At 61.7% G+C, this 25,134-nt stretch carries 28 protein-coding genes; 20 read left to right on the top strand and 8 right to left on the bottom strand.

The annotated features are described in order from the left end of the window. Window positions 1-6: 6 nt before the first annotated feature. From WC026_RS08745 to WC026_RS08730, 4 genes are all read right to left on the bottom strand, one after another. Window positions 7-1,638 (bottom strand): peptide chain release factor 3, encoded by a 1,632-nt coding sequence (locus tag WC026_RS08745; RefSeq protein WP_372710486.1) that lies wholly within the window; start codon window positions 1,636-1,638, stop codon window positions 7-9. A 3-nt stretch (window positions 1,639-1,641) separates the two neighbouring features. Continuing rightward, the gene (locus WC026_RS08740; RefSeq protein ID WP_372710485.1) at window positions 1,642-1,866 is read right to left on the bottom strand and encodes a hypothetical protein; all 225 of its coding nucleotides are present in this window, start codon (window positions 1,864-1,866) and stop codon (window positions 1,642-1,644) included. Next, window positions 1,863-2,591 carry a 1-(5-phosphoribosyl)-5-[(5-phosphoribosylamino)methylideneamino]imidazole-4-carboxamide isomerase gene (gene hisA / locus WC026_RS08735; RefSeq protein WP_372710484.1) on the bottom strand — a complete coding sequence of 243 codons (729 nt, stop codon included), beginning with the start codon at window positions 2,589-2,591 and terminating at the stop codon, window positions 1,863-1,865. The genes WC026_RS08740 and hisA overlap by 4 nt, the downstream gene beginning before the upstream one ends. A gap of 340 nt (window positions 2,592-2,931) precedes the next feature. Beyond that, a complete protein-coding gene (locus tag WC026_RS08730; protein ID WP_372710483.1) occupies window positions 2,932-3,174 on the bottom strand; it encodes a hypothetical protein in 243 nt (80 codons plus the stop codon). 216 nt (window positions 3,175-3,390) lie between these two features. Here WC026_RS08730 and WC026_RS08725 point away from each other — a divergent pair, with 216 nt between their 5' ends. From WC026_RS08725 to WC026_RS08715, 3 genes are all read left to right on the top strand, one after another. Next, the gene (locus tag WC026_RS08725) at window positions 3,391-4,167 is read left to right on the top strand and encodes an outer membrane protein (protein WP_372710482.1); all 777 of its coding nucleotides are present in this window, start codon (window positions 3,391-3,393) and stop codon (window positions 4,165-4,167) included. A 305-nt stretch (window positions 4,168-4,472) separates the two neighbouring features. Continuing rightward, on the top strand, window positions 4,473-4,841 hold the full coding sequence (locus WC026_RS08720) for a hypothetical protein (RefSeq protein WP_372710481.1): 369 nt from the start codon (window positions 4,473-4,475) through the stop codon (window positions 4,839-4,841). Window positions 4,842-5,072: 231 nt separating this feature from the next. After that, complete coding sequence (locus WC026_RS08715) at window positions 5,073-5,486, top strand: hypothetical protein (protein WP_372710480.1); 414 nt, start codon at window positions 5,073-5,075, stop codon at window positions 5,484-5,486. A 130-nt stretch (window positions 5,487-5,616) separates the two neighbouring features. On the opposite strand, the gene hisH is transcribed toward WC026_RS08715, so the two are convergent. The 3 genes from hisH to hisB are packed head-to-tail and all read right to left on the bottom strand — an operon-like array spanning window position 5,617 to window position 7,415. Next, window positions 5,617-6,270: an imidazole glycerol phosphate synthase subunit HisH gene (hisH, locus tag WC026_RS08710; RefSeq protein ID WP_372710479.1), complete on the bottom strand. Its 654-nt coding sequence runs from the start codon at window positions 6,268-6,270 to the stop codon at window positions 5,617-5,619. A 12-nt stretch (window positions 6,271-6,282) separates the two neighbouring features. Further along, window positions 6,283-6,771 (bottom strand): DUF2628 domain-containing protein, encoded by a 489-nt coding sequence (locus tag WC026_RS08705; protein ID WP_372710478.1) that lies wholly within the window; start codon window positions 6,769-6,771, stop codon window positions 6,283-6,285. Between the two features lie 53 nt (window positions 6,772-6,824). Next, on the bottom strand, window positions 6,825-7,415 hold the full coding sequence (gene hisB / locus WC026_RS08700) for an imidazoleglycerol-phosphate dehydratase HisB (RefSeq protein WP_372710477.1): 591 nt from the start codon (window positions 7,413-7,415) through the stop codon (window positions 6,825-6,827). A gap of 258 nt (window positions 7,416-7,673) precedes the next feature. On the opposite strand from hisB, the gene hslV reads away from it, so the two are divergent. The 6 genes from hslV (at window position 7,674) to WC026_RS08670 (ending at window position 13,523) form a co-directional block, all read left to right on the top strand. After that, window positions 7,674-8,246 carry an ATP-dependent protease subunit HslV gene (gene hslV, locus WC026_RS08695; RefSeq protein WP_372710476.1) on the top strand — a complete coding sequence of 191 codons (573 nt, stop codon included), beginning with the start codon at window positions 7,674-7,676 and terminating at the stop codon, window positions 8,244-8,246. 18 nt (window positions 8,247-8,264) lie between these two features. Continuing rightward, window positions 8,265-9,353: a hypothetical protein gene (locus WC026_RS08690; RefSeq protein WP_372710475.1), complete on the top strand. Its 1,089-nt coding sequence runs from the start codon at window positions 8,265-8,267 to the stop codon at window positions 9,351-9,353. Beyond that, window positions 9,350-10,657 carry an ATP-dependent protease ATPase subunit HslU gene (gene hslU, locus WC026_RS08685; RefSeq protein ID WP_372710474.1) on the top strand — a complete coding sequence of 436 codons (1,308 nt, stop codon included), beginning with the start codon at window positions 9,350-9,352 and terminating at the stop codon, window positions 10,655-10,657. Before WC026_RS08690 ends, hslU begins: the two co-directional genes overlap by 4 nt. Window positions 10,658-10,798: 141 nt before the next feature. After that, window positions 10,799-12,004, top strand: coding sequence for a 23S rRNA (adenine(2503)-C(2))-methyltransferase RlmN (gene rlmN, locus WC026_RS08680; RefSeq protein WP_372710472.1), 1,206 nt, complete (start codon window positions 10,799-10,801; stop codon window positions 12,002-12,004). A 110-nt stretch (window positions 12,005-12,114) separates the two neighbouring features. Continuing rightward, window positions 12,115-12,804 (top strand): hypothetical protein, encoded by a 690-nt coding sequence (locus tag WC026_RS08675; protein ID WP_372710471.1) that lies wholly within the window; start codon window positions 12,115-12,117, stop codon window positions 12,802-12,804. Between the two features lie 221 nt (window positions 12,805-13,025). After that, window positions 13,026-13,523, top strand: coding sequence for a hypothetical protein (locus WC026_RS08670; RefSeq protein ID WP_372710470.1), 498 nt, complete (start codon window positions 13,026-13,028; stop codon window positions 13,521-13,523). A gap of 33 nt (window positions 13,524-13,556) precedes the next feature. Here the strand turns inward: WC026_RS08670 and WC026_RS08665 are convergent, their stop codons facing one another. After that, entirely contained in the window at window positions 13,557-14,402 is an 846-nt protein-coding gene (locus WC026_RS08665) for a hypothetical protein (protein WP_372710469.1), read from the bottom strand. Window positions 14,403-14,952: 550 nt separating this feature from the next. On the opposite strand from WC026_RS08665, the gene WC026_RS08660 reads away from it, so the two are divergent. The 11 genes from WC026_RS08660 (at window position 14,953) to WC026_RS08610 (ending at window position 24,779) form a co-directional block, all read left to right on the top strand. After that, complete coding sequence (locus tag WC026_RS08660) at window positions 14,953-16,182, top strand: argininosuccinate synthase (RefSeq protein ID WP_372710468.1); 1,230 nt, start codon at window positions 14,953-14,955, stop codon at window positions 16,180-16,182. A gap of 42 nt (window positions 16,183-16,224) precedes the next feature. Next, the gene (locus tag WC026_RS08655; protein WP_372710466.1) at window positions 16,225-16,440 is read left to right on the top strand and encodes a hypothetical protein; all 216 of its coding nucleotides are present in this window, start codon (window positions 16,225-16,227) and stop codon (window positions 16,438-16,440) included. Between the two features lie 151 nt (window positions 16,441-16,591). Beyond that, entirely contained in the window at window positions 16,592-17,620 is a 1,029-nt protein-coding gene (locus tag WC026_RS08650; RefSeq protein ID WP_372710465.1) for an agmatine deiminase family protein, read from the top strand. Next, a complete protein-coding gene (gene aguB, locus WC026_RS08645) occupies window positions 17,620-18,480 on the top strand; it encodes an N-carbamoylputrescine amidase (RefSeq protein WP_372710464.1) in 861 nt (286 codons plus the stop codon). The genes WC026_RS08650 and aguB overlap by 1 nt, the downstream gene beginning before the upstream one ends. Before the next feature lie 33 nt (window positions 18,481-18,513). After that, window positions 18,514-18,720 carry a molybdopterin-binding protein gene (locus WC026_RS08640; RefSeq protein WP_372710463.1) on the top strand — a complete coding sequence of 69 codons (207 nt, stop codon included), beginning with the start codon at window positions 18,514-18,516 and terminating at the stop codon, window positions 18,718-18,720. Between the two features lie 8 nt (window positions 18,721-18,728). After that, window positions 18,729-19,250, top strand: coding sequence for a hypothetical protein (locus WC026_RS08635; protein WP_372710462.1), 522 nt, complete (start codon window positions 18,729-18,731; stop codon window positions 19,248-19,250). 55 nt (window positions 19,251-19,305) lie between these two features. Then, window positions 19,306-20,040, top strand: a complete 735-nt coding sequence (locus tag WC026_RS08630; protein WP_372710461.1) for a site-2 protease family protein — start codon at window positions 19,306-19,308, stop codon at window positions 20,038-20,040. Window positions 20,041-20,215: 175 nt separating this feature from the next. Then, a complete protein-coding gene (locus WC026_RS08625; RefSeq protein ID WP_372710460.1) occupies window positions 20,216-21,001 on the top strand; it encodes a hypothetical protein in 786 nt (261 codons plus the stop codon). Between the two features lie 134 nt (window positions 21,002-21,135). Then, window positions 21,136-22,974, top strand: coding sequence for a translational GTPase TypA (gene typA / locus WC026_RS08620; RefSeq protein WP_372710459.1), 1,839 nt, complete (start codon window positions 21,136-21,138; stop codon window positions 22,972-22,974). 14 nt (window positions 22,975-22,988) lie between these two features. Continuing rightward, the gene (locus tag WC026_RS08615) at window positions 22,989-23,342 is read left to right on the top strand and encodes a hypothetical protein (RefSeq protein WP_372710458.1); all 354 of its coding nucleotides are present in this window, start codon (window positions 22,989-22,991) and stop codon (window positions 23,340-23,342) included. A 132-nt stretch (window positions 23,343-23,474) separates the two neighbouring features. Then, window positions 23,475-24,779, top strand: coding sequence for an ATP-dependent RecD-like DNA helicase (locus tag WC026_RS08610; protein WP_372710456.1), 1,305 nt, complete (start codon window positions 23,475-23,477; stop codon window positions 24,777-24,779). Window positions 24,780-25,134: the final 355 nt, after the last annotated feature.

Below are 25,134 nucleotides of genomic sequence, written 5' to 3'. Positions count from 1 at the left end.
GAATTGTTATTCGCCGCGTTCCCTGAGCGCGGCGAATGTTATGTCGGGAAACTTCTCGCCCTTGTATTTCAGCATCCAGGCGCTCTCGGCCAGGAACACCATCGCCCCATCGCGATCCGTCGCGATCTCGCCGCGATGCGCATCGACGAATTTCTGCAATTTCGCCGGATCGTCCGAGCCGATCCACCGCGCCAGCTCGAACGGCGACTGCTCCAGCGTTACCGGCACTCCGTATTCGGTGGCAACGCGCGATTGCAGAACTTCAAACTGCAGCTGTCCGACGACGCCCAAAATCTGACGGCCCCCGGCGATCGGCGTGAACACCTGCACGATGCCTTCTTCCGCGAGATCGTCGAGCGCCCGGTTGAGCTGCTTCGCCTTCATCGCATCCTGAATGACGACGCGGCGCAAAAGCTCCGGCGCGAAGTTCGGAATGCCCGTGAACTTCAGGCTCTCTTTCTCCGTCAGCGTATCGCCGACGCGCAGCGTGCCGTGGTTCGGCACGCCAATGATGTCGCCGGCATAGGCTTCATCCGCCGTTTCGCGGCCCTGCCCGAAGAAGAACGTCGGCGACGAAACCGTCATCGGCTTGTTGTCGCGCACATGCAGCAGTTTCATGCCGCGCTTGAAGCGCCCCGAGCAGAGGCGCACGAACGCCACGCGATCGCGATGGTTCGGGTCCATGTTCGCCTGCACCTTGAACACGAAGCCGGTCACCTGATCTTCGCCGGGCTCGACGGTGCGTTGCGTCGCCTTGCGCGGCAACGGCCCCGGCGCCCATTGCGCCAGCGCATCGAGAAGCTGCTCGACTGCGAAATTCTTCAGCGCGCTGCCGAAGAACACGGGCGACAGATGCCCTTCGCGAAATGCTTCGAGATCGAACGTCGGCAGCGCACCCTGCGCAAGCTCGACGCCTTCGAGCGTGCGATCGGCGATCCGCTCGTCGATGCCGTCGATCTTGCGGATGTCGGCAAGCGCGCTCAACGGCTCCGCATGTCCGAACGAGGCGCCGCGCTCGCGGTTTTCCGGTAGCAGGATTTTGTTGCTCATCAAATCGAGCACGCCACGGAAATCCGTGCCCATGCCAACCGGCCACGCCATCGGCACGAGATCGAGCGCCAGATCCGATGCAATGAGATCGAGCAGCGTCAGCGGATCTTCCGCCTCGCGATCGATCTTGTTGATGAACGTGATAATCGGAATGTCGCGCAGCCGGCAAACCTCGAACAGCTTGCGCGTCTGGCTTTCGATGCCCTTCGCGGCGTCCATCACCATCACGGCGGCGTCGACCGCCGACAACGTGCGATAGGTGTCTTCACTGAAATCCGAGTGGCCCGGCGTATCGAGCAGATTGTAGACGATGCCGTTGCGCTCGAACGTCATCACCGACGACGTCACCGAGATGCCGCGCTGCTGCTCGATCTGCATCCAGTCGGAGCGCGTGCGCCGCCGCTCGCCGCGCGCCTTGACGGCGCCCGCCATCTGAATGGCTCCGCCGAACAGCAGCAGCTTTTCCGTCAGCGTCGTTTTACCGGCGTCCGGATGCGAGATGATCGCGAACGTCCGGCGTCGGGCGATCTCGGGCGGCGTTGCGGATGCGGCCGGTGCGGCCGATTCAGATTGCGGCGTGACGTTCAACGTTCAGGCCTCGACCAGCTTGACGCGATCCGGATCGAGCCAGATCTGATGATACTCGGCCGGCTTGCCGAAAACTTCGCCGACATGCAGCTCGACGAGAGGCCCGTCGAACTTGACGATAGGAAACGTCTTGCCGAGGCAGCTGCGAAACAGGGTTTGCAATTGCTTGTTGTCGGGCGGCACGCCATCCGGCATCCGCTCGATGCGGACCTTGTCACCAATCTTCATGCGGCTCCCAAAAGTTCGAGGGCTTCCTTGGCGTCGATGCGCCCGTCATAGAGCGCCCGGCCGGTGATCGCACCTTCAAGCATGCGATATTCGGGCTTCATGAGTTCGCGCACGTCGTCGATCGACGCCAGCCCGCCCGACGCAATGACCGGAATGCGCGTCGCCTGGGCAAGCGCCGCCGTCGCCGGCAGATTGAGCCCCTTGAGGATGCCGTCGCGCTCGATGTCCGTATAGATGATCGCCGCCACGCCCGCATCCTCGAAGCGCCGCGCCAGATCGGCAGCCGTAAGCTCCGACGTCTCGGCCCAGCCTTCGACGGCAACCTTGCCGCCCTTGGCGTCGATGCCGACGGCGACGCGCCCCGGAAAGCGCTTCGCGGCTTCCCTGACCAGCGCCGGATCGCGCACGGCGACCGTCCCGAGAATGACGCGGCGGATGCCTTTGTCGAGCCATGCCTCGATCGTCGCCAGATCGCGGATGCCACCGCCGAGCTGCGCCGGGATCGAGATCGCTTTCAGGATCGCTTCGACCGCTGCGCCGTTGACGGGCTTGCCCGCGAACGCGCCGTTGAGATCGACGATGTGCAGATATTTGAAACCCTGCCGCTCGAAGGCGAGCGCCTGCGCCGCCGGATCGTCGTTGAACACCGTCGCGGCGTCCATCTCGCCAAGCCTGAGGCGCACGCATTTGCCGTCTTTGAGATCAATCGCCGGAAAAAGGATCAAGTCAGTACTTTCTAGATCGGGTTCCCTTGCCTCTCCCGAAACGGGAGAGGATGCCCGAAGGGCAGGTGAGGGACTTGTTTCGTGCCTCGAAGTCCCTCATCCGGCCTGCGGCCACCTTCACCCCAAGGGAGAAGGAAAGTGCAACGGTGACCGCAGTTTGGTGAGTCACAACGGCCATCAGTTTGCTTTGTTCGGTCCTTAAGTCTTCTGGGCGCGGCGTCAAGTGCGCGTTGCGGCCGGCTCCGCGAAGCGGAGTCGCAACGCGCAAATCAAAGAGGCGGCCGGCTCCCGCAAGGGAATAGCAGCGCACAAAGTGTGACGTTTCATGGTGACAGCGTTCCTAGTCGAGCCTCCGCCCCCCATCGCGCGACGCCCGCTGACTGAAGACGACGCCGTTGACATCTGGATCGCGCGCTGGCTCCGCATCCGGCCGGTAGACCTGCAGCGACGCTATGCCTGCGACCCACGCCGCCTCTACGAAATCTGGGAGGAAGCGCGCTTTCCCGGCAGCCGTGCCCGGGCGCTTGAGGAATTCCAGGCTCGCTTCCCCGGAATTGAAGTCCGGTTCGACCCCGGCCCCCACCGCCGCGTTCCTCTAGCGGCACACCCTGGCCAACTCTGCCTATTTCCGGACGTGTAAATTTCGGCCCGTCGCACTCATCGTTGCATCGGCGACACGAGATCCGATCAATATTCCCACCCACGGCATATCGACATTGTCGGCTCACGGATAATGTTAATAAGTTGTTAACATCTTGTTGAGTTCCAGTGTGTGGGGTGTGCGTTGATTAAGTCATTTGTGTTCGCGGCCATCGTGCCTGCGCTTGTCGTTGGGATGCAATCTGCGTCAGCCGACGACGACTACCGGGGAAGTCTGAAGGACGGCCCGGCAATTGCCGAAGGTTCCAATTGGACAGGGTTTTACGCTGGCTTAAATGCCGGTTATTCCTGGGGGAATTGGGATTGGCCGGGTAAAAATCCCTATGTGGCGCCGCCCAACCCATGCGGTGATTGCGGCCCTCCGAACCAGAGCCCATCAGGAGCAACGATCGGCGGCACGATCGGCTACAACCATCAGATTGACCGCTTTGTGATCGGCGTCGAAGGCGATTTCAATTTCGCCAACATCTCAGACTCGAAACGCGACGGCAACTACCTGGTCGAAACATCCAATATCCAGCACACCGCAACCATCCGCGCGCGCGCCGGTGTCCTTCTGACCCCTGCTGTGCTCGCCTACGCAACCGGCGGCGTTGCTTTCCAGGACCTTGAATACGGCGAGTCCTGCCCGCCAGACGCTTCGGCCGTAATTGCCGGCTGGTGCCGTCCGGTCTCTGTCGGCGGTCACGGTCCCTACAGCCTCAAGAAGAGCCAATGGAACACCGGCTACGTCGTGGGCGGTGGCTTCGAGTGGCTCTTTACCCAGCGCGTATCCCTCAAAGTCGAAGGGCTCTATTCCGATTTCGGCACCAATACCTACCAGCTCGGCCTGATGGGAGACGGCAAGCTGCTGCCGTTGAAAAAGATCGACACCTCCGACACGACCCTAAAGGTCGGCATCAACTATCACTTCTAACGCAGCTTCGACGACCTGAAGCCAACGTCTGGGAGGCCGGTATACGCGCGGCGGATACCTGCCTCATTACTGTCGCTCGTGGACCGCCCGTTTGTGACGCAATGGCGAACGTTCTCCACCTGCCCGACCAGAGTTGATCATGCTACGATATTAAGAACTTCACAAGAACATTTTCAGAACAAGTGCTGGACAACTGCGCTGAGTCGTGGCATGTTCTTTATATGTTCACGGCGCCCTAAATCAGTCGCCGTCCCGGGTCACCGTAGCGTATCGACCCTTCCTCGCACGCCTAGGAGAGCCCCCCGATGCGCACCTACTTGATCTCGTACGACCTCGCCAAGCCGAACCGCAACCAGCACGTCATCGCTCAGCTCATCATGGGGCTTGGCGACAAGTGGGCCCGTCCGCTCGTCGACACCTGGTACGTAATGTCGGACCGCGAGGAAGTCGAGCTTGAGGCTGACCTCAGAGAGCTGCTTAGCGAAGATGACGGCTTGCTGATCCAGGCGACCAAGCGCGACGCTGTGCTGACCAACACCTCGCTGCGCTGGTTCCGCCAACGCCGCCCCGGTCTCGATCTCGCGCCGGACGGCAACATCATCGCCTTCCCCTCGCTGCAGACGCTTGCGTCCGAGCCGATGGAGCCCGAGCTGCCATTCGCCAGAGCCGGCTAAATTTGCCGGCTGAGTTTCAGGTCTTTGGGCGGGGCGGGACCGTCTCCCCCCTTCGTCGTCCAATGGGTCCGTCCCGCTCAAAGACCATGATGGAGCGCCTCGGGATCATCCCCCCGATCCCGGGCCTCCTTTTTCTCGAACCGGCGCCGACCCGAGCCGAATTTGCGTTTTTAGTGAGTTGCGTTCCGCGTCCCTTGCCCTGATCCCCCCAACGCCCCCCGGTAAACAGCCATGAAAACGTATCTCGTCCATCACACCCCGAAATCCCCCAACCAGGACACCTGGGCGGTCGCGTTCTCACTCCCCTATATCGCCTCTGAATACGCGCCCGTAGGCAACGGAGTCTGGTATGTGCGCACTTGGCTCAGCGCCGATCAGATCAAGCGGCGCCTGGCCATCCTGTTCGATCACCCCGATGAACTCGCCGTGCACGAGCTAGGCCGCGCCGACCAGCGCGTCGCTGCTCATATGCAATGGATGCAGGGACGCCTCGAAGACGAGGAACCGGCAGCGTCATGGCAGCTGCCGCGCGGCGTCTGGACCGCTTTTCAGTCTGCGGTAACTGGCGTCGCCCGCCTTCTCACTGAAGCGTTGGAGGTAACTGCAGGTTGGATGTCGCCTGACGCACGTCTCGACGTTTTTTGACTCACCATCGTCATGGCCGCGCAGGCGGTCATCCTCGACGCATCGAGCAACAGCCGTCTCAGCAATTACAATATGACCGGCGAAGTGCTCTTTAGACGTGTCAGCGGCGGATTGACGTCCGCCGCCGCGTCTACGGTTTCCACGACAGGAAGTTCGCGATCAGCTTGAGCCCGAGTTTCTGGCTCTTCTCAGGGTGAAACTGCGTGCCCGCGATATTGCCGTCGGCGACGAGCGCCGTGATCGGCCCGCCGTAGTCCGTCTCGGCGACGATGACGCGGCGCTCTTTCGGCACCAGGCCGAACGAGTGCACGAAATACGCGTGCCATCCATCCGGCCCCGTCGGAATACCGTCGAGCAGCGCATGTGCGTTGACGACGTTCAGCGTATTCCAGCCCATGTGCGGAATTTTGAGCGCCGGATCTTTCGGCTCGATGGCGCGCACTTCGCCGCCGATCCAGCCAAGCCCCGGTGTCTCGGCGAACTCGAGTCCCCGCTCGCTCAGAAGCTGCATCCCGACGCAAATGCCGAGAAACGGACGTCCCTTCGCACGCACGGCGTCTTCAAGCGCCGCGATCAGGCCCGGAACGCGCTCGAGACCATGCTTGCAATCGGCATAGGCCCCGACGCCCGGCAGCACGATGCGATCCGCCGCCAGCACATCCTCCGGACGCGGGCTGACGATGATGGTGGCGTCGGCTCCGCTATCGCGCGACGCGCTCTCGAAAGCTTTCGCGGCGGAGTGAAGATTCCCCGAGCCGTAATCGATGATAACGACGTTCTGCATTTGCTTTTCAGCTCAGCGCCACGCGCCGAATGGCCAGAACCGCGAACCGCCGCGCGCTGTCATGGGCGGGACCGACGTCCCCGACGGCCCAGCCGTTTCGGCTGCGATGATCGGCTGCGCCGGAAGCCAGCTTTCGAAGAAACGCCGCTCGCACTCAGCGATCGATTTGCCAGTGACGACCCCCAGCGCCTGCCACCCAGTCCGCTCGAGCATCCAGCGTTTCAGCGTCGAAATCTCGAAACCCAGGTAAATATTGATCAGCAGAAAAACGAACCCGGTGATCTGCGGACCGAGTTTCAATGCGCTGAGCGCCCATCCAACAACGACCGCACCCACGAGATACGCGATCGTAAAAAGCCAGAGCCCATTGGCCAGCAATCCAAACGGCGGAAAGATTGCCGTCAGCCACGAAAACCCGTCCTTGACGAATTCGAGTTCGACGCCGCGATCGACGCGGTCGGAACCGGCATCCGGCGGCTCATGAACAGTGTAAGTCACCACGGAAGACAAACTCCTCGACACCGGCAAAGCAAAACTCCGTTCCGCGATCAACCTTAGAGCGTACCCTTCGTCGAAGGCACGCGACCGGCTTGGCGCGGGTCGACGGCGATCGCAGCCTTGAGAGCACGCGCCAGCCCCTTATAGCAAGTCTCCGCGATATGGTGGTTGTTCTCGCCGTAAAGGTTTTCGACGTGCAGCGTTATGCCCGCATTCTGCGCGAACGCCTGAAACCATTCGCGGAAAAGCTCGGTATCCATCTCGCCGATCTTGTGGCGAGAAAATTCGGCTTTCCAGATCAGGAACGGACGGCCCGACACGTCGATCGCGACGCGCGTCAGCGTCTCGTCCATCGGCAGATGGACGTCGGCATAGCGAACGATGCCAGCCTTGTCGCCAAGCGCCTGCGCGATCGCCTGCCCGAGAACGATGCCCGAGTCCTCGGCCGTATGATGGAAATCGATGTGCAGGTCACCCTTGGCCCGGAGCGTGATGTCGATCAGCGAATGCCGCGCCAACTGCTCGAGCATATGGTCAAGAAAGCCGATCCCGGTCGAAATGTCGTACGCGCCCGAACCGTCGAGATTGACGGTCGCGGAGATTTCGGTCTCCTTCGTCTTGCGCGTGATCGTCGCCTGGCGCTTCACGTGAATCAATCTCCAATGATGGCCCTGGCTGCCAGCTCTCTCAGCGAGCCGCCAAGGTCGACAACAAAGCCTTTCGTTGCCGAGGCCCGCCCGAGCGTTTATCAGCTTGAGCCCCGGCAGGCCAAGACCCGCCAAACTATTGAACAACGCCTCGGCGGCCGGCTCCCCGTAGGGGAGTCGCCGAGGCAAATCTAGACGCTATATCCTTGCATCATATCCTTGCATCCTGACACCAAGAGCTTAACTGACGCGATACATATGACGCATGAAACGCAAAATTCCGGCAGTTTGAGCTGGCACGCCACCACGATCCTCACGGTTCGCAAGGATGGCAAGGTTGTAGTTGCCGGCGACGGTCAGGTCAGCCTCGGCCAGACGGTCATCAAATCGAATGCCCGGAAAGTCCGCCGCCTCGGCAAGGGCGACGTAATCGGCGGCTTCGCGGGCGCGACCGCCGACGCCTTCACCCTGTTCGAGCGCCTCGAAGCCAAGCTCGAGCAATACCCCGGACAATTGACCCGCGCCTGCGTCGAGCTTGCCAAGGACTGGCGCACCGACCGTTTCCTGCGCCGCCTCGAAGCCATGATGATCGTTGCCGACGCAACGACGACGCTGGTCTTGACCGGCACCGGCGACGTCCTGGAGCCCGAAAACGCCATCGCTGGCATTGGCTCGGGAGGCAACTACGCCCTTGCCGCCGCCCGCGCGCTTCTCGACCAGCCGCTCGACGCCGAGGCAATCGCCCGCAAGGCGATGTCTATTGCCGCCGAAATCTGCGTTTACACCAACAGCAACATCGTGGTCGAAACCCTCGACGCGCGACCTTCATAAACGGCGCAGAGCCCGATCATGGCCAATGAACTACCCCCTGACGACCTCAAGGCCGCCGTCGACGCTGGCGTCATCGACGCCGCGCAGGCCGAAAAACTGCGCGCCATGCGCGGCTCGTCCACGCCCCCGATCGGCCCCGATGGCGAACCCGCGCTTGCCGACGAAGAACGCTTTCGTTTCCTCAACGGCTTCAACGACGTCTTCCTGACGATCGGCGTGCTGCTCGTGGCTGGCGCCGTGCTCGGCGCGACTTCGACGACCTTCTTCGGCCTCGGCTGGGCGGCGACGATGGCGGTTGGCGCGGCGGTGTTCTGGGCTCTAAGCGAAATTCTGGTCGCCCGCCTGCGCGCCGTCCTGCCAGGCATGGCGCTGTCGATCCTGTTCGTCGTGTTCGCGGCCTCCGCCGTCGTCATCCAGCTGCACTGGGACAACCTCAAGACATCGAACTGGGATGTCGCTTCTGAGCTGGCCTTCTGGCGAAATCCGACGCTTGTCTTCTGCATCCCCGCGCTGATCGCATCGCTGATCTATTATCTGCGCTTCCGCCTGCCATTCGCGCTCGCGCTGATCGCCTGCTTCGGATATGCGGTCGCCGCGCGAAGCCTTTACGGCATCGGCGTCGGCTTCTCCCTTACCGCGATTGGCTATGGCCTAATCGTGCTTGCGGTGGCGCTCGCCTACGACGCCCGCGACCCGCAACGCGTCACGCGCCTATCGGATTGCGCCTTCTGGCTGCATCTCGTCGCCGCGCCCCTGATCGTGTCGCCCGCCCTCATGCTGATCAAGCACGCAACGAACAGCGGCGCGACATCCGCAATCATTATTCTGACCGTGCTCCTACTGGCGATTTTCGCTCTCGCCATCGACCGCCGGGCGCTGCTCGTCTCCTCGCTCGCCTCGTTCACCGTCGCCGTCTACGACATCCTGAGCGGCGGCGTCGGCTTGCCGGATCGCGGCGGCATCCCGATATCCTTTATCCTGACGCTCGCCCTCGTCGGCGGCTTCGTTCTTCTCCTTGGCGTCTTTTGGCATCCGCTGCGGCAACGCTTGCTGCCGTTGCTCCAGAACATGCCGTTCACGCGCAATCTTCCACCGGCCAGGCAATGACCAACTTCTCTCCCCGCGAAATCGTTTCCGAACTCGATCGCTATATCGTCGGCCAGCACGACGCCAAGCGCGCCGTCGCGATCGCCTTGCGCAACCGCTGGCGCCGCCAGCAGCTGACAGGCGAGCTGCGCGATGAAGTCTTACCGAAAAACATTCTGATGATCGGCCCGACGGGCGTCGGCAAAACCGAAATCTCGCGCCGTCTCGCAAAGCTTGCCGGCGCGCCGTTCCTGAAAGTCGAAGCCACGAAGTTCACCGAGGTCGGCTACGTCGGCCGCGACGTCGACAGTATCATCCGCGACCTCGTCGAAGTCGGCATCGCCCTCGTCAAGAACGTCAAACGCCAGGATGTTCGCGCCCGCGCCGAAAAGGCAGCCGAGGAACGCGTCATCGATGCGCTCTGCGGCAGCGGCTCGTCGCCCGCCACGCGCGAAAGCTTCCGCAAAAAGCTGCGCAACAATGAGTTGAACGACAAGGAAATCGACATCCTTGTCGCCGACACGGCGCCGCAAATGCCGATGTTCGATTTGCCCGGCGGCGCCTCGATGTCGGCGATCAATCTCGGCGACATGTTGGGCAAAGCTCTCGGCCAGCGCACCAAGCCGCGTCGCGTCACCGTGAAGAACAGCTTCGAAATCCTGATCGCCGACGAAAGCGACAAGCTGATCGACACTGATCAGATCACGGCCGAGGCCGTCACGGCGGTGCAGAACAACGGCATCGTTTTTCTCGACGAGATCGACAAGATCTGTTCGCGCGGAGATGGCACGCGCGGCGGCGCCGACGTCTCGCGCGAAGGCGTGCAGCGTGACCTCCTTCCGCTCATCGAAGGCACGACTGTCAGCACCAAGCACGGCCCGGTGAAAACCGACCACATCCTGTTCATCGCCTCCGGCGCTTTTCACGTCTCGAAACCGTCCGACCTGCTCCCCGAATTGCAGGGCCGCCTGCCGATCCGCGTCGAGCTGAGCGCCCTGACGCGAGACGACCTGAAACGCATCCTGACGGAGCCCCACGCCAGCCTGATCAAGCAGTACGTTGCGCTGATGGAAACCGAAGGCGTGACGCTCGAATTCAAGCCCGACGCCATCGACGCCATCGCCGATGCCGCCGTCGAAGTGAACTCGACGGTTGAGAACATCGGTGCTCGCCGCCTGCAGACCGTCCTCGAACGCGTCCTCGACGAAATCTCCTTCGAAGCCTCTGACCGTAACGGTCAGGCACTCGCGATCGACGGCGCTTACGTGACGGACCGCGTCGGCCAGCTTTCGAAAAACGCCGATCTCAGCCGATTTATCTTGTAACGTCCGCGCTTGGCGACACGCGTTCCGCGCGCCGGCCGCCAAGCGCCAACCAAAAAATGTGACGCGGCAACCCGAAGCTATCCATTCCCCGCAAACGCCTGTAGAAGTGCGCATTCCCGAAGCTCGAAGCCATTTTTCGTTATGACTGCTGCCCAATTCGTTAAAATCGACGCCGATACCTTGGCTCAGCCTGCCGCCGAGAAACGCTCGCTGGCGGGTTTGACGCGCGCGCGCCTGAAAGAAGCCCTTGCGGCCGGGGGCGTCCCGGAGAAGCAGCTCAACATGCGCGTGGCCCAGCTGTGGAGCTGGATTTACGTGCGCGGTGTCACGCGTTTCGAGGACATGACCGACGTCTCGAAGGATCTGCGCCGCCAGCTCGATGCACTTTATACAATGGAGCGTCCGGAGATCGTCTCCGAGCAAATCTCCGTCGACGGCACGCGCAAATGGCTTCTGCGCTTGGCAAAACGCGGCCACGAAGCGCGCCCGCCCGAAGTCGAAACCGTCTACATTCCCGAAAGCGATCGCGGCACGCTCTGCATCTCGAGCCAGGTCGGCTGCACGTTGACGTGCTCGTTCTGCCATACCGGCACGCAGCGCCTCGTGCGCAATCTCGAAGCCGAAGAGATCGTCACCCAGATCATGCTGGCGCGCGACCGCATCGGCGACTGGCCCGGCGCCAAGGGACCCGACGACGGCCGCCTGCTTCCGTCGAGCGAGCGCAAGATCACCAACGTCGTGCTGATGGGCATGGGCGAGCCGCTCTACAATTTCGACAACGTCAAAGCCGCCATGGAGGTCGCCTCCGACGGCGACGGCCTAGCGCTCTCCAAGCGGCGCATCACGCTTTCGACGTCAGGCGTCGTCCCTGAAATTCCGCGATGGGGCGAGGAAGCCGACACCATGCTCGCCATTTCGCTACATGCGACGAACAACGCGCTGCGCGACGAGCTGGTGCCGATCAATCGCAAGTACCCGATCGCCGAACTGATGCAGGCTTGCCGCGACTATCCGGGGCTTTCGAACGCACGCCGCATCACGTTCGAATACGTCATGCTGAAGGGCGTCAACGACAGCCTCGCCGAGGCGCGCGCCCTGGTGAAGCTGCTCGCGGGCATCCCGGCGAAGATCAATCTGATCCCGTTCAATCCGTGGCCCAATACGCGCTACGAATGCTCCGACTGGGAAACGATCGAACGCTTCGCCGAGGTCGTCAACCGGGCAGGCTACGCGAGCCCCGTGCGGACGCCGCGCGGCCGCGATATCCTGGCGGCCTGCGGACAATTGCGCTCGGAAAGCCTGCGCCTGAGCGCCAGCGAGCGCCGCACTGGTGCCGAGAAGGCATAGGACGCTTATTCCACGCGCCCGGCACCGGCTAATTCTGATAATTCTATTGAGCCCCGGAGCTTAGGCCTTGTAAATTGACCCGAGTGTAAGGCGGGTCAGGGCAGGGTCGTGTGTTGAAGTTCCTGGGATCATTCGCCCGGGTGGCGTTCGGGTTTATCCTCGCGAGCATCGCGGCGGGGTTCGTGACGATGTTGTTCGTCAACACCCCGAGCGAGGTCCTGAACCAGCCTATGAGCCGCTTGCCGCGCACCGCCGGAGAAACCTTCGAGCTGGCGCTGCTGACGGCAACGCACGTCGCGATCTTTGCCTCCATCTTCGCGCTGATCGTGGCAGGCCTCGGCGAACTCTTTTCGCTACGCGGCCTTCCGTTCTACCTCATCGGGGGCGTTGCAATCGCAGCCCTTGGCTTCGCCGCGCAATACGCGAGCGAGGTTCAGGGTGAGCCGACGATCTTCAACAACTACGCTTTGAAAACGTTTCTGACGACCGGCTTCTTCGCAGGCTTTGTCTATTGGCTTGCGGCGGGCCAATTTGCAGGCCGCGCCAGGCTTGAACCGGCGACAGCCCAAGGGCCTTCAGTCCCCGACGTTGTCGCGCAATCGCCCGGCGAAAGCTCGAACGCGGAAAGCGCTCCCCAACGCAAACCAACGACGCTCGCGACGCCACGGCCGACCTATCGCACGCTTCTGAACCGGCTCAGTTTCAGACAGAGCGAAACAGGCCCGGCAGAGGCAAATGCCGCACCCGTCGACGGACAAAACACCGAACAAAACACCGGCTCGGCCGATCCGAACCGCTAGTTCGCGTCTCATCGGCAACAAAAATATTTGGGCGAGTCGACGCCAAATGCCCAACAAGGCAGCAAATCCGAGGACTTCCGTCGCCGTCTTACCGTGCCGCATCATGATTGCTGCAATGCAACACTTCTGCTATGATCGGGTTTTTCGGGGGGATCTCGCCCGTGTTCGATTTTGCGCTCCATTTCCGATGCCTGCAAAAGGCTACCGAGGCCCTTTTTGAAATGGGCCAGGCTTCGCTTGCCGCTGGAATTGCATGGCAAAGCAATTTCAACGACGAACTGGTTAATACCATTCACGCGACGACAAGCCCGCCTGCGGCACCGAACATCGACCCGTTTTCGCTCTGGCAAAACTGGCTCGACTGTTGGACGAACGTCAACGCTCCGCCGCGAACCAATAACCCGATGGCCGAGGCTTGGCAGGCATGGGCAACGCCCGCCTCGACGGCAATGGTGGCTGGCGCCGCCGCTTGGCCTTCGCTCACCGCAAACGTATTCCTGAACGCGAGCCCGTGGACTTTCTACCAAGGTCCGCTGACGGCGATGATGCTGAGCTACGGCGTGCCCTACTCGGTCGCCGCTCCAACAGCACGAGCAAGCACCTGCGCGATGGATGCCGCCGACGCGGCGTGCGCGCAATGGCGCTCCATGTTCAACGACAACAACAGCCCGCGCAATAGCTTCGAGCCGCGCCGGCGGCGTGCGTCCTATCTCCACTAACGCGCCAAACGACGAGCCGGCTCAACCGCAAAATCAGTCCGTACCGGACGCCGCTGGTGCATCGGCCGATGGAGCTGCTTGATCTCCGCTTTCTGAAGCAGCAGGCGGCGTGGGCTCAGCCGTTTTTGGCTTGGCTGGCTTCTTCGCGGTAGCCGTCTTGGTCTTCTTCGCAGCTGCCGGTTTCGCCGCGCCATCACCTGTCGACGCGGCACCCGCCGATGTAGCGCCTGCTCCGCTCTCCGGAATGCTGCCGGTGTGAGCAGCCCAGGGCAAGACTTCAGAAGCGCCTGCTTTGGCGGCTTTCTGGGCCTTTTCTGCTTCTTTCTTCATCGCCGCAAGCGACCGGCACCCGGCCGTAGTCCCCTTGCTCGCACCCTCTGCGGGCGTGCCGACAACCCAGATGCACGCCGAATTACCGCCGCATGCGGTTTCATCGAGCTTTTTGCAAGACACCGCCGCGCTCGCTTTCTTGGCCTTGGGCTTCGCGGGAGCAGCATCGGCGTGAGCGGGTGTCTCGGACGCAGCCGCTGCGCCGGCAGGCGCCGTCGCCTTTTTGGCTTTAGCCTGATGCTTCGGAGCAGCCGGTGCAGCTTCCGGCGCGGGCGTGCTTTCGCTCGCCTGGGGCGGTTCTGGCGGCGGCGCTGCTTCCTGTTGAGTTTCCGGCGGCGGCAATGTCGTGTCCTGCGCCACGGCCGACGTCGCGGAACTGCTGTCGACAAACGACGGCGTCGACGGCTGAGCTTCAGGCGTGTCGGAGGCCGCAGTTTGCGCCGGCGGATCGGGCGGTATGGTGACCGTTATCTCTTCCGCCGAGAGCGGCAACGCCAATGCGCTCCCAGCCAAAAACAGCACCGCAAGGTATCCGCTCAGTCTCGACACGGTCGCTCTCCCCCCTCAGAAAACTTCCCATTTCCTTAGCATTTCGAGCCCTGGCGACCTACGCCAAACAACGCTCCCGCGCCATTTTTATGTTTATGGAATTGATGCGATGCGCAATGGCAATGCAGCGAACCTAACATGCGGATTTTGCAATGAATAACCAGCCGAGCAAAGCCCTAAGGGATTTGCATTTCGCGGCGTTCGGCGCATCCGGCCATCGGATCAGCCCCGCGCGCCTCTCGAATAGAGCTATCCGCCCCCGCGAATCGCAGCGCCAAAGCGTGTGCCCGCCGCTTTGGCTTCGCCTACAAAAAACGGCGATCCTGATCGTCGAGAACCGCGTATCGGCAAGCCGCCGAGCACGCTCCGACTGAACCTGTCCCCGTGTGGCGATCGCCAACGTCACGTGACCCGGACTTTCGTTAAAGCGTCATAATCCTTACGCGTGCGGCGTGTCGCGTTGCCGCTTCGCCCGCACTTGCGACCGACACCGTCGCCCCTATAGTGCCGCGCGTTCCTCACCCTACAATCAAATCGAAAGCCAGCCCGCATGACCGCCGCACCCAAAGCCGTGAAGAAAGTCGTCCTCGCCTATTCGGGCGGCCTCGATACGTCGATCATTCTGAAATGGCTGCAGGAAACCTACGACGCCGAAGTCGTGACGTTTACCGCCGATCTCGGCCAGGGCGAGGAACTGGAGCCGGCGCGCAAGAAAGCTCTGCTGCTCGGCATCAAGCCCGAGAACATTTTCGTCGAAGACCTGCGCGAGGAATTCGTCCGCGACTACGTATTCCCGATGTTCCGCGCCAACGCCGTCTACGAAGGCGTCTATCTCCTCGGAACGTCGATCGCCCGCCCGCTCATCTCGAAAAAGCAGATCGAGATCGCCAAGAAGGTCGGCGCCGACGCCGTCTGCCACGGCGCGACGGGCAAAGGCAACGATCAGGTCCGCTTCGAGCTTGGCTATTATGCTCTGCAGCCGGGCATCAAGATCATCGCCCCCTGGCGCGAATGGGCGTTCAAGGGCCGCGAAGAACTTTTGAAGTTCGCTCGGGATCATCAAATTCCCGTCGCCAAGGACAAGGAAGGCGAGTCGCCGTTCTCGGTCGACGCCAACCTTCTGCACTCGTCCTCGGAAGGCAAGGTTCTCGAAGATCCGGCCGTTAAAGCCCCCGAGCTGGTCTATCAGCGCACGATTTCTCCGATGGCCGCGCCCGACAAGGTGACGACGATCAAGATCGGCTTCGAGAAAGGCGACGCCGTTTCGCTGGACGGCAAGAAGCTCTCTCCGGCGACGCTGCTCAAGGCGCTGAACGATCTCGGCCGCGACAATGGCATCGGCCGCATCGACCTCGTCGAAAACCGCTTCGTCGGCATGAAGTCGCGCGGCGTCTACGAAACGCCAGGCGGCACGATCCTGCTTGCGGCCCATCGCGCCATCGAGAGCATCACGCTCGATCGCGGCGCCGCGCATCTGAAAGACGAGATCATGCCGCGCTACGCCGAGCTGATCTATAATGGCTTCTGGTTCGCGCCCGAGCGTGAGATGCTGCAAGCCTTGATCGACAAATCGCAGGAGCACGTCGAAGGCGAAGTGACGCTCGAACTCTACAAGGGCAACGTCATCACCGTCGGACGCGAGAGCCCGAAGTCGCTTTATTCGCCGACCCTCGTGACCTTCGAGGACGACAAGGGCGCTTACGACCAGAAGGATGCCCAGGGCTTCATCAAGCTCAACGCGCTGCGGCTGCGCACGCTTGGACAGCGGAACCCAAAGTAGACTTCGAGCTTATTATCGGGATGAACGACGCGGAATTTGATCATGATCGTCATCACCAGGAACGGAGAGACGACCGTCATTGACGGATGGCGCGAATGGGTCGTTCGCGCCGTCGTCTTCCTTGCGATGCTTCTGCTGCTCGCAGTTGTCGTATTTCTGATGCTCGGGCTGGCGGTCACGCTCGGCGCCGTCCTGATGATCACCATTCCGGCGGTGATCGTGGTCGCGTTGCTCGGCTCGATGTTCGCGAAACATTAACGCTAGGCTGGCGCGCCCGCCGCGCGACAGATCCGTGACGGTAAGCTAACTCTTGACACCCGTGGCACGGTCCACGACATGGCGATCTCGCGCAGGATGAGCGCCAGCGCGCGTCCGGCAAAGCACCGCGGCGACAAACTTAGGGACAGATATGACGACGGCGCCGAGCAAAACCCCCATCGTAACGCCTTCGGAATGGGCGCCGCAGAAAGCGATCTGGACGGCGTGGCCCGCCGACCCCGGCGAATGGAACGGCGATCTCGAAACGCCGCGCCGTGACGTGGCGGCGCTGGTCCGCGCGCTGAGCATCGCCGGCAACAAGGTCCGCGTCCTTGCGAACGGCGACGAAGCGCAAACGACCGCGCATGCTGCCCTATCGATCGACGTCGCGGAAATCATCCCGGCGAAGTACGGCGACATCTGGCTGCGCGATACCGGACCGATCTTTGCACGGACGCCTGAAGGCGTCGTCGCGCTGCGCTTCAAGACGAACAGCTGGGGCGGCAAGTACGACCTTCCCGACGACGCGACCGTCGGCGACCATGTTGCCTCCATCGCCAAGACACCGATCCGTCGTTTCGACTTCGTGCTTGAAGGCGGCGCGGTCGATCACGACGGCGAAGGCACGATCCTGACGACGCGGCAAACGCTTCTGAACCCCAACCGCAACGGCTGGGCAAAAGACGCTGCCGAGGCAGCGCTTCGTGAAGCCTTCGGTGCGAAGAAAATCATCTGGATCGACGAGGGTCTGAAGAACGATCACACGGACGGACACGTCGACAACATCGCGCGCTTCGTGGCGCCGGGCCGCGTCGTCTGCCAGGCACCTGCCGGACCCGACGATCCGAACGCCGCGACGCTCGACGCCATCGCCGCGACGCTGGCTCGCGAAACCGATGCCGCAGGGCGCAAGCTCGACGTCATCCGCATTCCGGGCGTCGGCCTCTATCGCAACGCGCTCGGCGAAGTCTCGCCTGCATCACACATGAACTTCATCATCGCCAACGCCGTCGTCGTCGTACCGATCTACGGAACCGCCACCGAAGCCGACGCGCTGCAAGCCCTGCAAGCTGTCTTCCCGGATCGCGCCGTCGTCGGCGTGTCCTCGCGCGGCCTGCTCGGATGCGGCGAGGCGGGCGGCGGCTCGTTCCACTGCATCACTCAACAGGAGCCGGCCTGATGTCGAAACGATCGATCACCGTCGGCACGATCCAGACGTCGTATGGTCACGACCTCAAAGCCAACATTGGCAAGACGGAAGCCTTCGTGCGTGAAGCTGCACGCAAGGGCGCTGAGGTGATTTTGCCGTCGGAGCTGTTCGAGGGCATCTACTTCTGCACGCGACAGGACCCGAAATGGTTCGAGACGGCCCACGCCGCAAACGAACATCCCTGCGTGCTCGCACTCAAGAAACTCGCGAAAGAGCTTGGAGTCGTCATTCCGATCTCGTTCTTCGAGAAGGACGGTCCGCGCTATTACAACAGCATCGCGATCGCCGATGCCGACGGCGAAATCCTCGGCGTCTACCGCAAGAGCCACATCCCGGATGGCCCCGGCTATCAGGAAAAGTATTATTTCCGCCCAGGCGACACTGGCTTCAAAACCTGGGCGACGAAGTTCGGCCGCATCGGCGTCGGCATCTGCTGGGATCAGTGGTATCCGGAATGCGCCCGCGCCATGGTGCTGCAAGGCGCTGAAATCCTGTTCTATCCGACCGCTATCGGCTCCGAGCCCTACGATGCGGCGCTCGACACGCATCTGCCGTGGCAGCGCGCGATGCAGGGCCATGCGGTCTCGAACGCCGTTCCGATCGTCGCCGCCAACCGCATCGGCCTCGAGGACAACGCCGGCGTGAAACAGAAATTCTATGGCCACTCGTTCATCAGCGATCATCGCGGCGAGCTTGTCGAAAGTTTCGGGTCGTCAGACGAAGGCGTATTGATCCATGCCTTTGACCTCGACCTGATCGAAAGCTATCGTGCCGACTGGGGATTTTTCCGGGATCGCCGGACCGATCTCTACGCGAAAAGCATCGTCTAAAGATAGACCAACGCGACAACTCCGGGAGCCGCCATGAAGATCAGCGCCAGGAACGTTCTGAAGGGGAAAGTCGTCGACATCGTCAAAGGCGCGACGACCGCCCATGTCCGCATTGATGTCGGCGGCACGATCGTCACCGCTTCGATCACCAACGAATCCGTCGACGATCTGGGCCTTGTCAAAGGCATGACGGCATCGGCGGTGATCAAATCCTCCGACGTCATGGTGGCCATAGACTAAACATGAAAATGCAGAGATCGATCTGGGCCGCAGTTGCAGCGGCGGCATGTCTGGTGCCATTGAACGCCTATGCCGCCGAGCCGGGCGGCTGCGAAACCTTCGCCTGGGCGATCGCAACCGAGCTGCAATGGCTGAAGGCCGCCGACAGCGAAGCCGTCGCGTCCGGCGCCACCCTCAAGGAACCTCCTGCGAAAGCCATCGCGCTGTCGCTGCTCCCGATGGAGCAAGTCAAGTTCACGGCCGACCAGAGCCGTCGCCGCAAGGAAGCCGACAAAACCCAGTTCGGTGGTGCCGTGACGTTCGAAAACGTCGGCGAGCCCGGCATCTATCAGATTTCCCTTCCGATACGGAGCTGGGTCGACGTCGTGCAAGACGGCAAGACTCTCAAATCCGCCGCGCATACCAGCAAAACGGATTGCGATGGCGTCCGGAAAAGCATCCGTTTCGCGATGGGCCAGGGACCGGTAACGGTGGAAATCAGCGGCATTCCATCGGACACGGTGAAATTCGTCATCCGCCGCGGCGACTGAGGTGCTTGCGACTTCGGCTTGACGAAACGATGCGTCTTGCCGAAGGCTGGCCGCCATGAACTTTATCGACGATACGCCTCGCCTTGAGCTGTTCCGCATCGGCCGGATTCCAATCCGGATCGACGTCACGTTTATATTCGTGCCGCTACTGCTGCTCGGCATCCTGCAGCAGGCGCCTTTTGCAATTGCGGCACCGGCGTTCGCAGCCATCGTTATCGGCGTGTTTTTATCGGTCCTGTTTCACGAACTCGGCCATGCTGCACTGGCGCGGCTCTTCGGCGTGCCGGTCGGCGAAATCCTCGTCGGCGGATTTTACGGCTACGCGCGGATGCTTGCGAACGCACCGTCGACGCTCGCGAATATCATCATTTTGTTCGCGGGACCCTTGGCGAACGCCGCGATCTTCCTTGCGCTCTGGCGCCTGCTCGGCTCGCCGGAGGTCTCGGGCGCCGGATATTTCCATTATACCGATCGGCCCGACTGGATGAGCGAGACACCTTGGCTGGCGCATGCCACGGTGACGCTCGCCCGCATCAATCTGGCCATGGCCATTTTCAATCTTCTTCCTGCCTTCCCACTCGACGGCGGCCGCATTTACCGCGACATCATCGCGACGTTCGCCTCCCGCGCCATGGCTGCCAAGATCATCGCCGGACTGGGCGTCGCCGTTGGACTTTGGGCCGCCGTCACCGGATTTCGCATCGACATCGTCCTGATGCTGATCGGCGCCCAGATCGCCATCATGAACTGGGCCATCCTGAAGCGGCCGGACGATGCCGAACAGCTTTAGCGCAACACGCTCCCCGCATATGACCCGCACCGATTTGCCAAATCCATCTCATCCGGCCATATCTCGGGCAATCTCCACCGCCTCTCCGTCGCGATCCGGTCACGAATGTCCGGAACACTTCCCCGACCCGCGCCCGACAACTGAACATGGCAACTGAGCTTCGAACGCCCGACCGATGACCCGCGTTTCCGTCAACCGCACGCTCAACCGCCTCTATGGGCTCCTGACGGCCGTCCTGCTGCTGTTGTTGGCCTCGAAATTCGCCGACGACATATCCGGCCTCCCCCCATTTGTCGTGTCCGCTGCCAATAAAATCTATGACTTCATGCGGGACATGTCCCTGCTGATCGCGACCGGCGGCGTCGCCTACCTCTCGAACATTTTCCAGAAGCGCTCCAAGTTCGTCGAAAGCCTGGAGGAGGAATGGCGCAACATCGTACGCACCAAGTCGGCGCTTCTTTCGACCTGCGAAAAACCTTATCTCGCGACCGACGATTATCTCGCGGCATTCTACAAGATCAGCGAAACCATCGACACGATGCGCATCGTCTATAAAAATTCGGGCGAGACGAGCACGCTTGTCGGGCTTTATCCCTACGCGCCGCTGCACGATATGCGCCGGGCGCTCCAAACGCTCGACCCGCGCACCAACCCGGAGGCGACGGCGGAACAGAAGACATTGGTCCGCGAAGCGATCCTGCAGTCCTTCTTCGCGCTCCGTGAAACGTTCCTCGAAGAACTCGATCTCGAAGAGCCGCAAAGCCCGTTATTAATTTCCGGAGCACGCCGGCTGAAGGTCCCTGGTGCGGACATGGCCGCGCGCATCATGCAGGATCACCAGCGCCGCCGGCTGGCGCGTGAGCCGGCGCCGAAGCCCGAGGTCGATGCCTTTCTGACGGCGCTGCGGACCCGGGAAGAGGAAAATGCGCGACCGTCGGCCGAAAAACCCTTACAGACGTGAAGATATCGCTGCCGACTGATAAGCCGCACCCGGCCCGAAACCCCCTGCCCTAGCGGCAGGCCGGGCGATCATGCTAGGTGCGGGCGATATTGCGCCGCACCGCGGCGCTCAGCCGATTCAACTCTAGGTTTCCAATGGCCCTTCGCAATATCGCGATCATCGCGCACGTCGACCATGGCAAGACGACACTGGTCGACGAGCTTTTGAAGCAATCCGGCTCCTTCCGCGAAAACCAAAAAGTCGCCGAACGCGCCATGGATTCCAACGACATCGAGCGCGAACGCGGCATCACCATTCTCGCGAAATGCACCAGCGTCGAATGGAAGGGCACGCACATCAACATCGTCGATACGCCCGGCCACGCCGACTTCGGCGGTGAGGTTGAGCGCATCCTGAACATGGTCGACGGTGTGGTCGTCCTCGTCGACGCCTCCGAAGGCCCGCTGCCGCAGACCAAATTTGTCGTCTCGAAAGCGCTGAAACGCGGTCTCCGCCCGATCGTCGCGATCAACAAGATCGACCGCCCGGACGAGCGTCACCTTGATGTGCTGAACGAGGTCTTCGACCTGTTCGCCAATCTCGATGCGACGGACGAGCAGCTTGATTTCCCCGTGCTCTACGGCTCAGGCCGCAGCGGCTGGATGGCGCGCGATCCGTCGGGACCGAAGGAAAATCTTGGGCCGATGTTCGACTTGATCCTCGAGCACGTGCCGCCGCCCGCCGTCGACGACGGCCCGTTCCGCATGCTGGCGACGACGCTCGACGCCGATCCGTTTCTCGGCCGTATTCTGACCGGCCGCATCACATCGGGCACCGTCAAGCCGAACCAGGCGCTGAAGGCGCTCGACCGCGACGGCAAGGTGCTCGAACAGTTCCGCGTGCAAAAGGTTCTTGCCTTTCACGGCCTCGAACGGACGCCCGTCGAGCAAGCCGGCGCCGGCGACATCATCGCGCTGGCCGGCATGAGCCTGGCGAACGTCGCCGATACGCTATGCGATCCCTCCGTCGAGGAACCGCTTCCCGCGCAGCCGGTCGATCCGCCGACACTGTCGATGACCTTCCGCATCAACGACGGTCCGTTCGCCGGACAGGAAGGCGACAAGGTGCAAAGTCGCGTCATCCGCGATCGCCTCTTCAAGGAAGCCGAGCGCAACATCGCCATCCGCATCGACGAAAATGACGACAAGGACAGCTTTATCGTCTCGGGCCGGGGCGAATTGCAGCTCGCCATCCTGATCGAGAATATGCGCCGCGAAGGTTTCGAGCTGACGGTTTCGCGCCCGAAGGTCGTGTTCGAGGTCGACCCGGAAACCAAACAGCGGCTCGAACCGATCGAGGAAGTCATCGTCGACGTCGACGACAACTACACGGGCGTCGTCGTGCAGAAGCTTGCCGAACGCAAAGGCGATCTCCTGGAAATGAAACCGTCGGGCGGCGGGCGCACGCGCATGGTGTTCCACGTCCCGACGCGCGGCCTGCTCGGCTATCAGTCGGAGCTTCTCTCCGACACGCGCGGCACCGGCATCATGAACAAGCTGTTTCACTCATATAAACCGTTCAAGGGCGAGATCGCCGGACGGCGAACGGGTGTTTTGATCTCGAACAGTCCGGGTGAAGCCGTTGCTTATGCGATCTTCAACCTGCAGGACCGCGGCCCCTTCATGGTCAACCCGCAAGATCGCGTTTACGAGGGCATGATCGTCGGCGAGCACTCGCGCGAGAACGACCTCGAAGTCAATGTCGTAAAGGGTAAGAAGCTCACCAACGTCCGCGCGTCGGGCAAAGACGAAGCGGTGCTGCTGACTCCTCCGATGCGGCTGACGCTCGAAAAGGCGATGAGCTACATCACCGATGAAGAACTCGTCGAAGTGACGCCCAAATCCATTCGCCTGCGCAAGCGTTGGCTCGATCCCAACGAGCGCAAGCGCCAGACTCGCAAGAGCGAGGCCGAGCGCGCCAGCGGTGCTGCTTAAGCCCCGGACTTGCCGTGAAATCGCGTGATCGGGAAAAATTCCCGCATTGCCGTGCTGAATCGGAACTCCCACGTAGGGGTCATCGCCCCAGCAAACCACAGGAGTTTCCGATGAAACGCATGCTTTTGGCTTCTTCGCTCATCCTTGCCTTTTCGCTCCCCGCCCTCGCCGACGCACCTTTGAACGAAGACGAACAAAAGCAGGCAACCGCTGCCGCCGCGGCCTGGGGCTGTGAAGGCGGCAAATGGGAAAAAGAAACCGAAGCATCCGGCGTATTCGAACTCGACGACGCCAAGTGCAAGGATGGCAGGAATTACGACCTGAAATTCGACAAGGATTTCAAGCTGCGCAGCATGACCGCAGACTGAGCATTTTTTCTCCCTGGACTTGGAAAGCGCACGAGAGTCGATTGGCTCTCGTGCGCTTTTGATTCCATTGACTTGACTGCCGACGTTTGGTTTCTGATTCCAATCCCCAAAGCTCCTGGAAGATAAATCGCCGTGATCTGGCCCAAAGGCGTTACTCCGACCCCAGCCTTTGAGCGCGCCGCGCGCTTCCTGGAACAGCCCAGCGGCAATCTTTTCGTCACCGGCCGCGCCGGCACCGGAAAATCGACTCTCCTGAAAGCGCTGCGCGATGCCTACGCCGACCGCATGGTTGTACTGGCGCCGACCGGCCTTGCCGCCATCAATATCGGCGGTCAGACGATCCATTCGTTCTTCGGCTTTCCGCCGCGCTTGATTCAAGAGACTGACATCAAGCGCAGCCGCAACGGCCGCGTGATGCGCAAGCTCGAATTCCTCGTCATCGACGAAGCCTCGATGGTGCGCTCGGATTTGATGTGGGGCATCGACCGCGCGATGCGCATCAACCGCGGCCGCCCGCGCGAGGCGTTTGGCGGCGCTCGCGTTCTATTGTTCGCTGATCTTCACCAGCTGCCGCCGGTGATCCAGGAACCGGAGGTGCTAACGCATCTCACGGACATCCATGGCAGTCCATTCTTCTTCCTGATCGAGGCCCTGCGCGAAGGCGCTGGCACGTCGCTTCTCGAGCTGACCCAAATCTTCCGGCAGACGGACGACGATCTGATCCGCGTCTTGAATGCGGTCCGCGACGGCAATGTCAACGACAGCGATCTCGCCTTCATCAACACCTGCGTCCGCCCGATCCGCACCCTCGCCGAAGGCGAACCCTACGTCATCCTGACGACCACAAACGCGGCGGCGAAACGCATCAACAACCGCTACCTCGAAGCGCTCCCCGAGCGCGCCGTCCGCTTCAACGCGACGATCACCGGTGACTTCAACGCCAATATCGAACCCGCCGATCCGGCCCTCGAGCTGAAACCCGGCGCCAAAGTGATGATGCTGCGCAACGACCCGGACAAACGCTGGGTCAACGGCACGGTCGCCCGCATCTCGCGTCTCACCGATAAACAGGTTTTCGTCGACGTGAACGGCCGCGAATACGAGGTCGAGCCGGTCGCCTGGGAGCACCGCCGCTACGCCTTCGACCAATCGGCGGAAAAGATCGTCGAGACGGTCGCAGGTACCTTCAAGCAGTTTCCGCTACGCCTCGCCTGGGCGCTGACGATCCACAAAGCGCAAGGGTTGACCCTCGATAAGGTCTACATCGATCTTGGTACCGGCACCTTCGCGCACGGCCAGACCTATGTCGCTTTGTCGCGATGCCGGACGATGCAGGGTCTAGCGCTCGCGCGCCCGCTGACCCGCCGCGACATCATCTTTGATTCCGCGGCCCTCGGCTATCGCGAGGTTTTTCCGCAGCTTCCGATGGAACCTTGAGACGCCAAATCCGTTTCGCATCTGCGAAGGCGAGGATAGGTGTTTACCTACCTGTCAGGGTTAAGCTAACCTACTTTAGTAGGTAGAAACCGGCCTCAAACGGGGCTGAATTCCCCTTTTTTAGGACGCGCCGCAAAAAAGATGTTGCGGTGCACAAAACTATCCGCTATATATTTTTCAAGGTTTCGCCGTCGAGCGTCGACCGCATTTGAGAGCACATTACAAATTTTTCTGAGGAGTGTCCCCCATGAACGATGCCTTTACACGTCAAGTCCAGGACTTCACCCGCCAGGCCCAGGAAATGTTCACCGCTGGCAAGGATGCCAAGGTGCCGGAGAACATCTCGGCATTCGCT

The sequence above is a fragment of the Hyphomicrobium sp. genome, assembly GCF_041674905.1.
Lineage (GTDB): Bacteria > Pseudomonadota > Alphaproteobacteria > Rhizobiales > Hyphomicrobiaceae > Hyphomicrobium_B.
The sequence above is the reverse complement of the archived record's forward strand: the minus strand, read 5'-3'. Positions and strand labels throughout refer to the sequence as shown.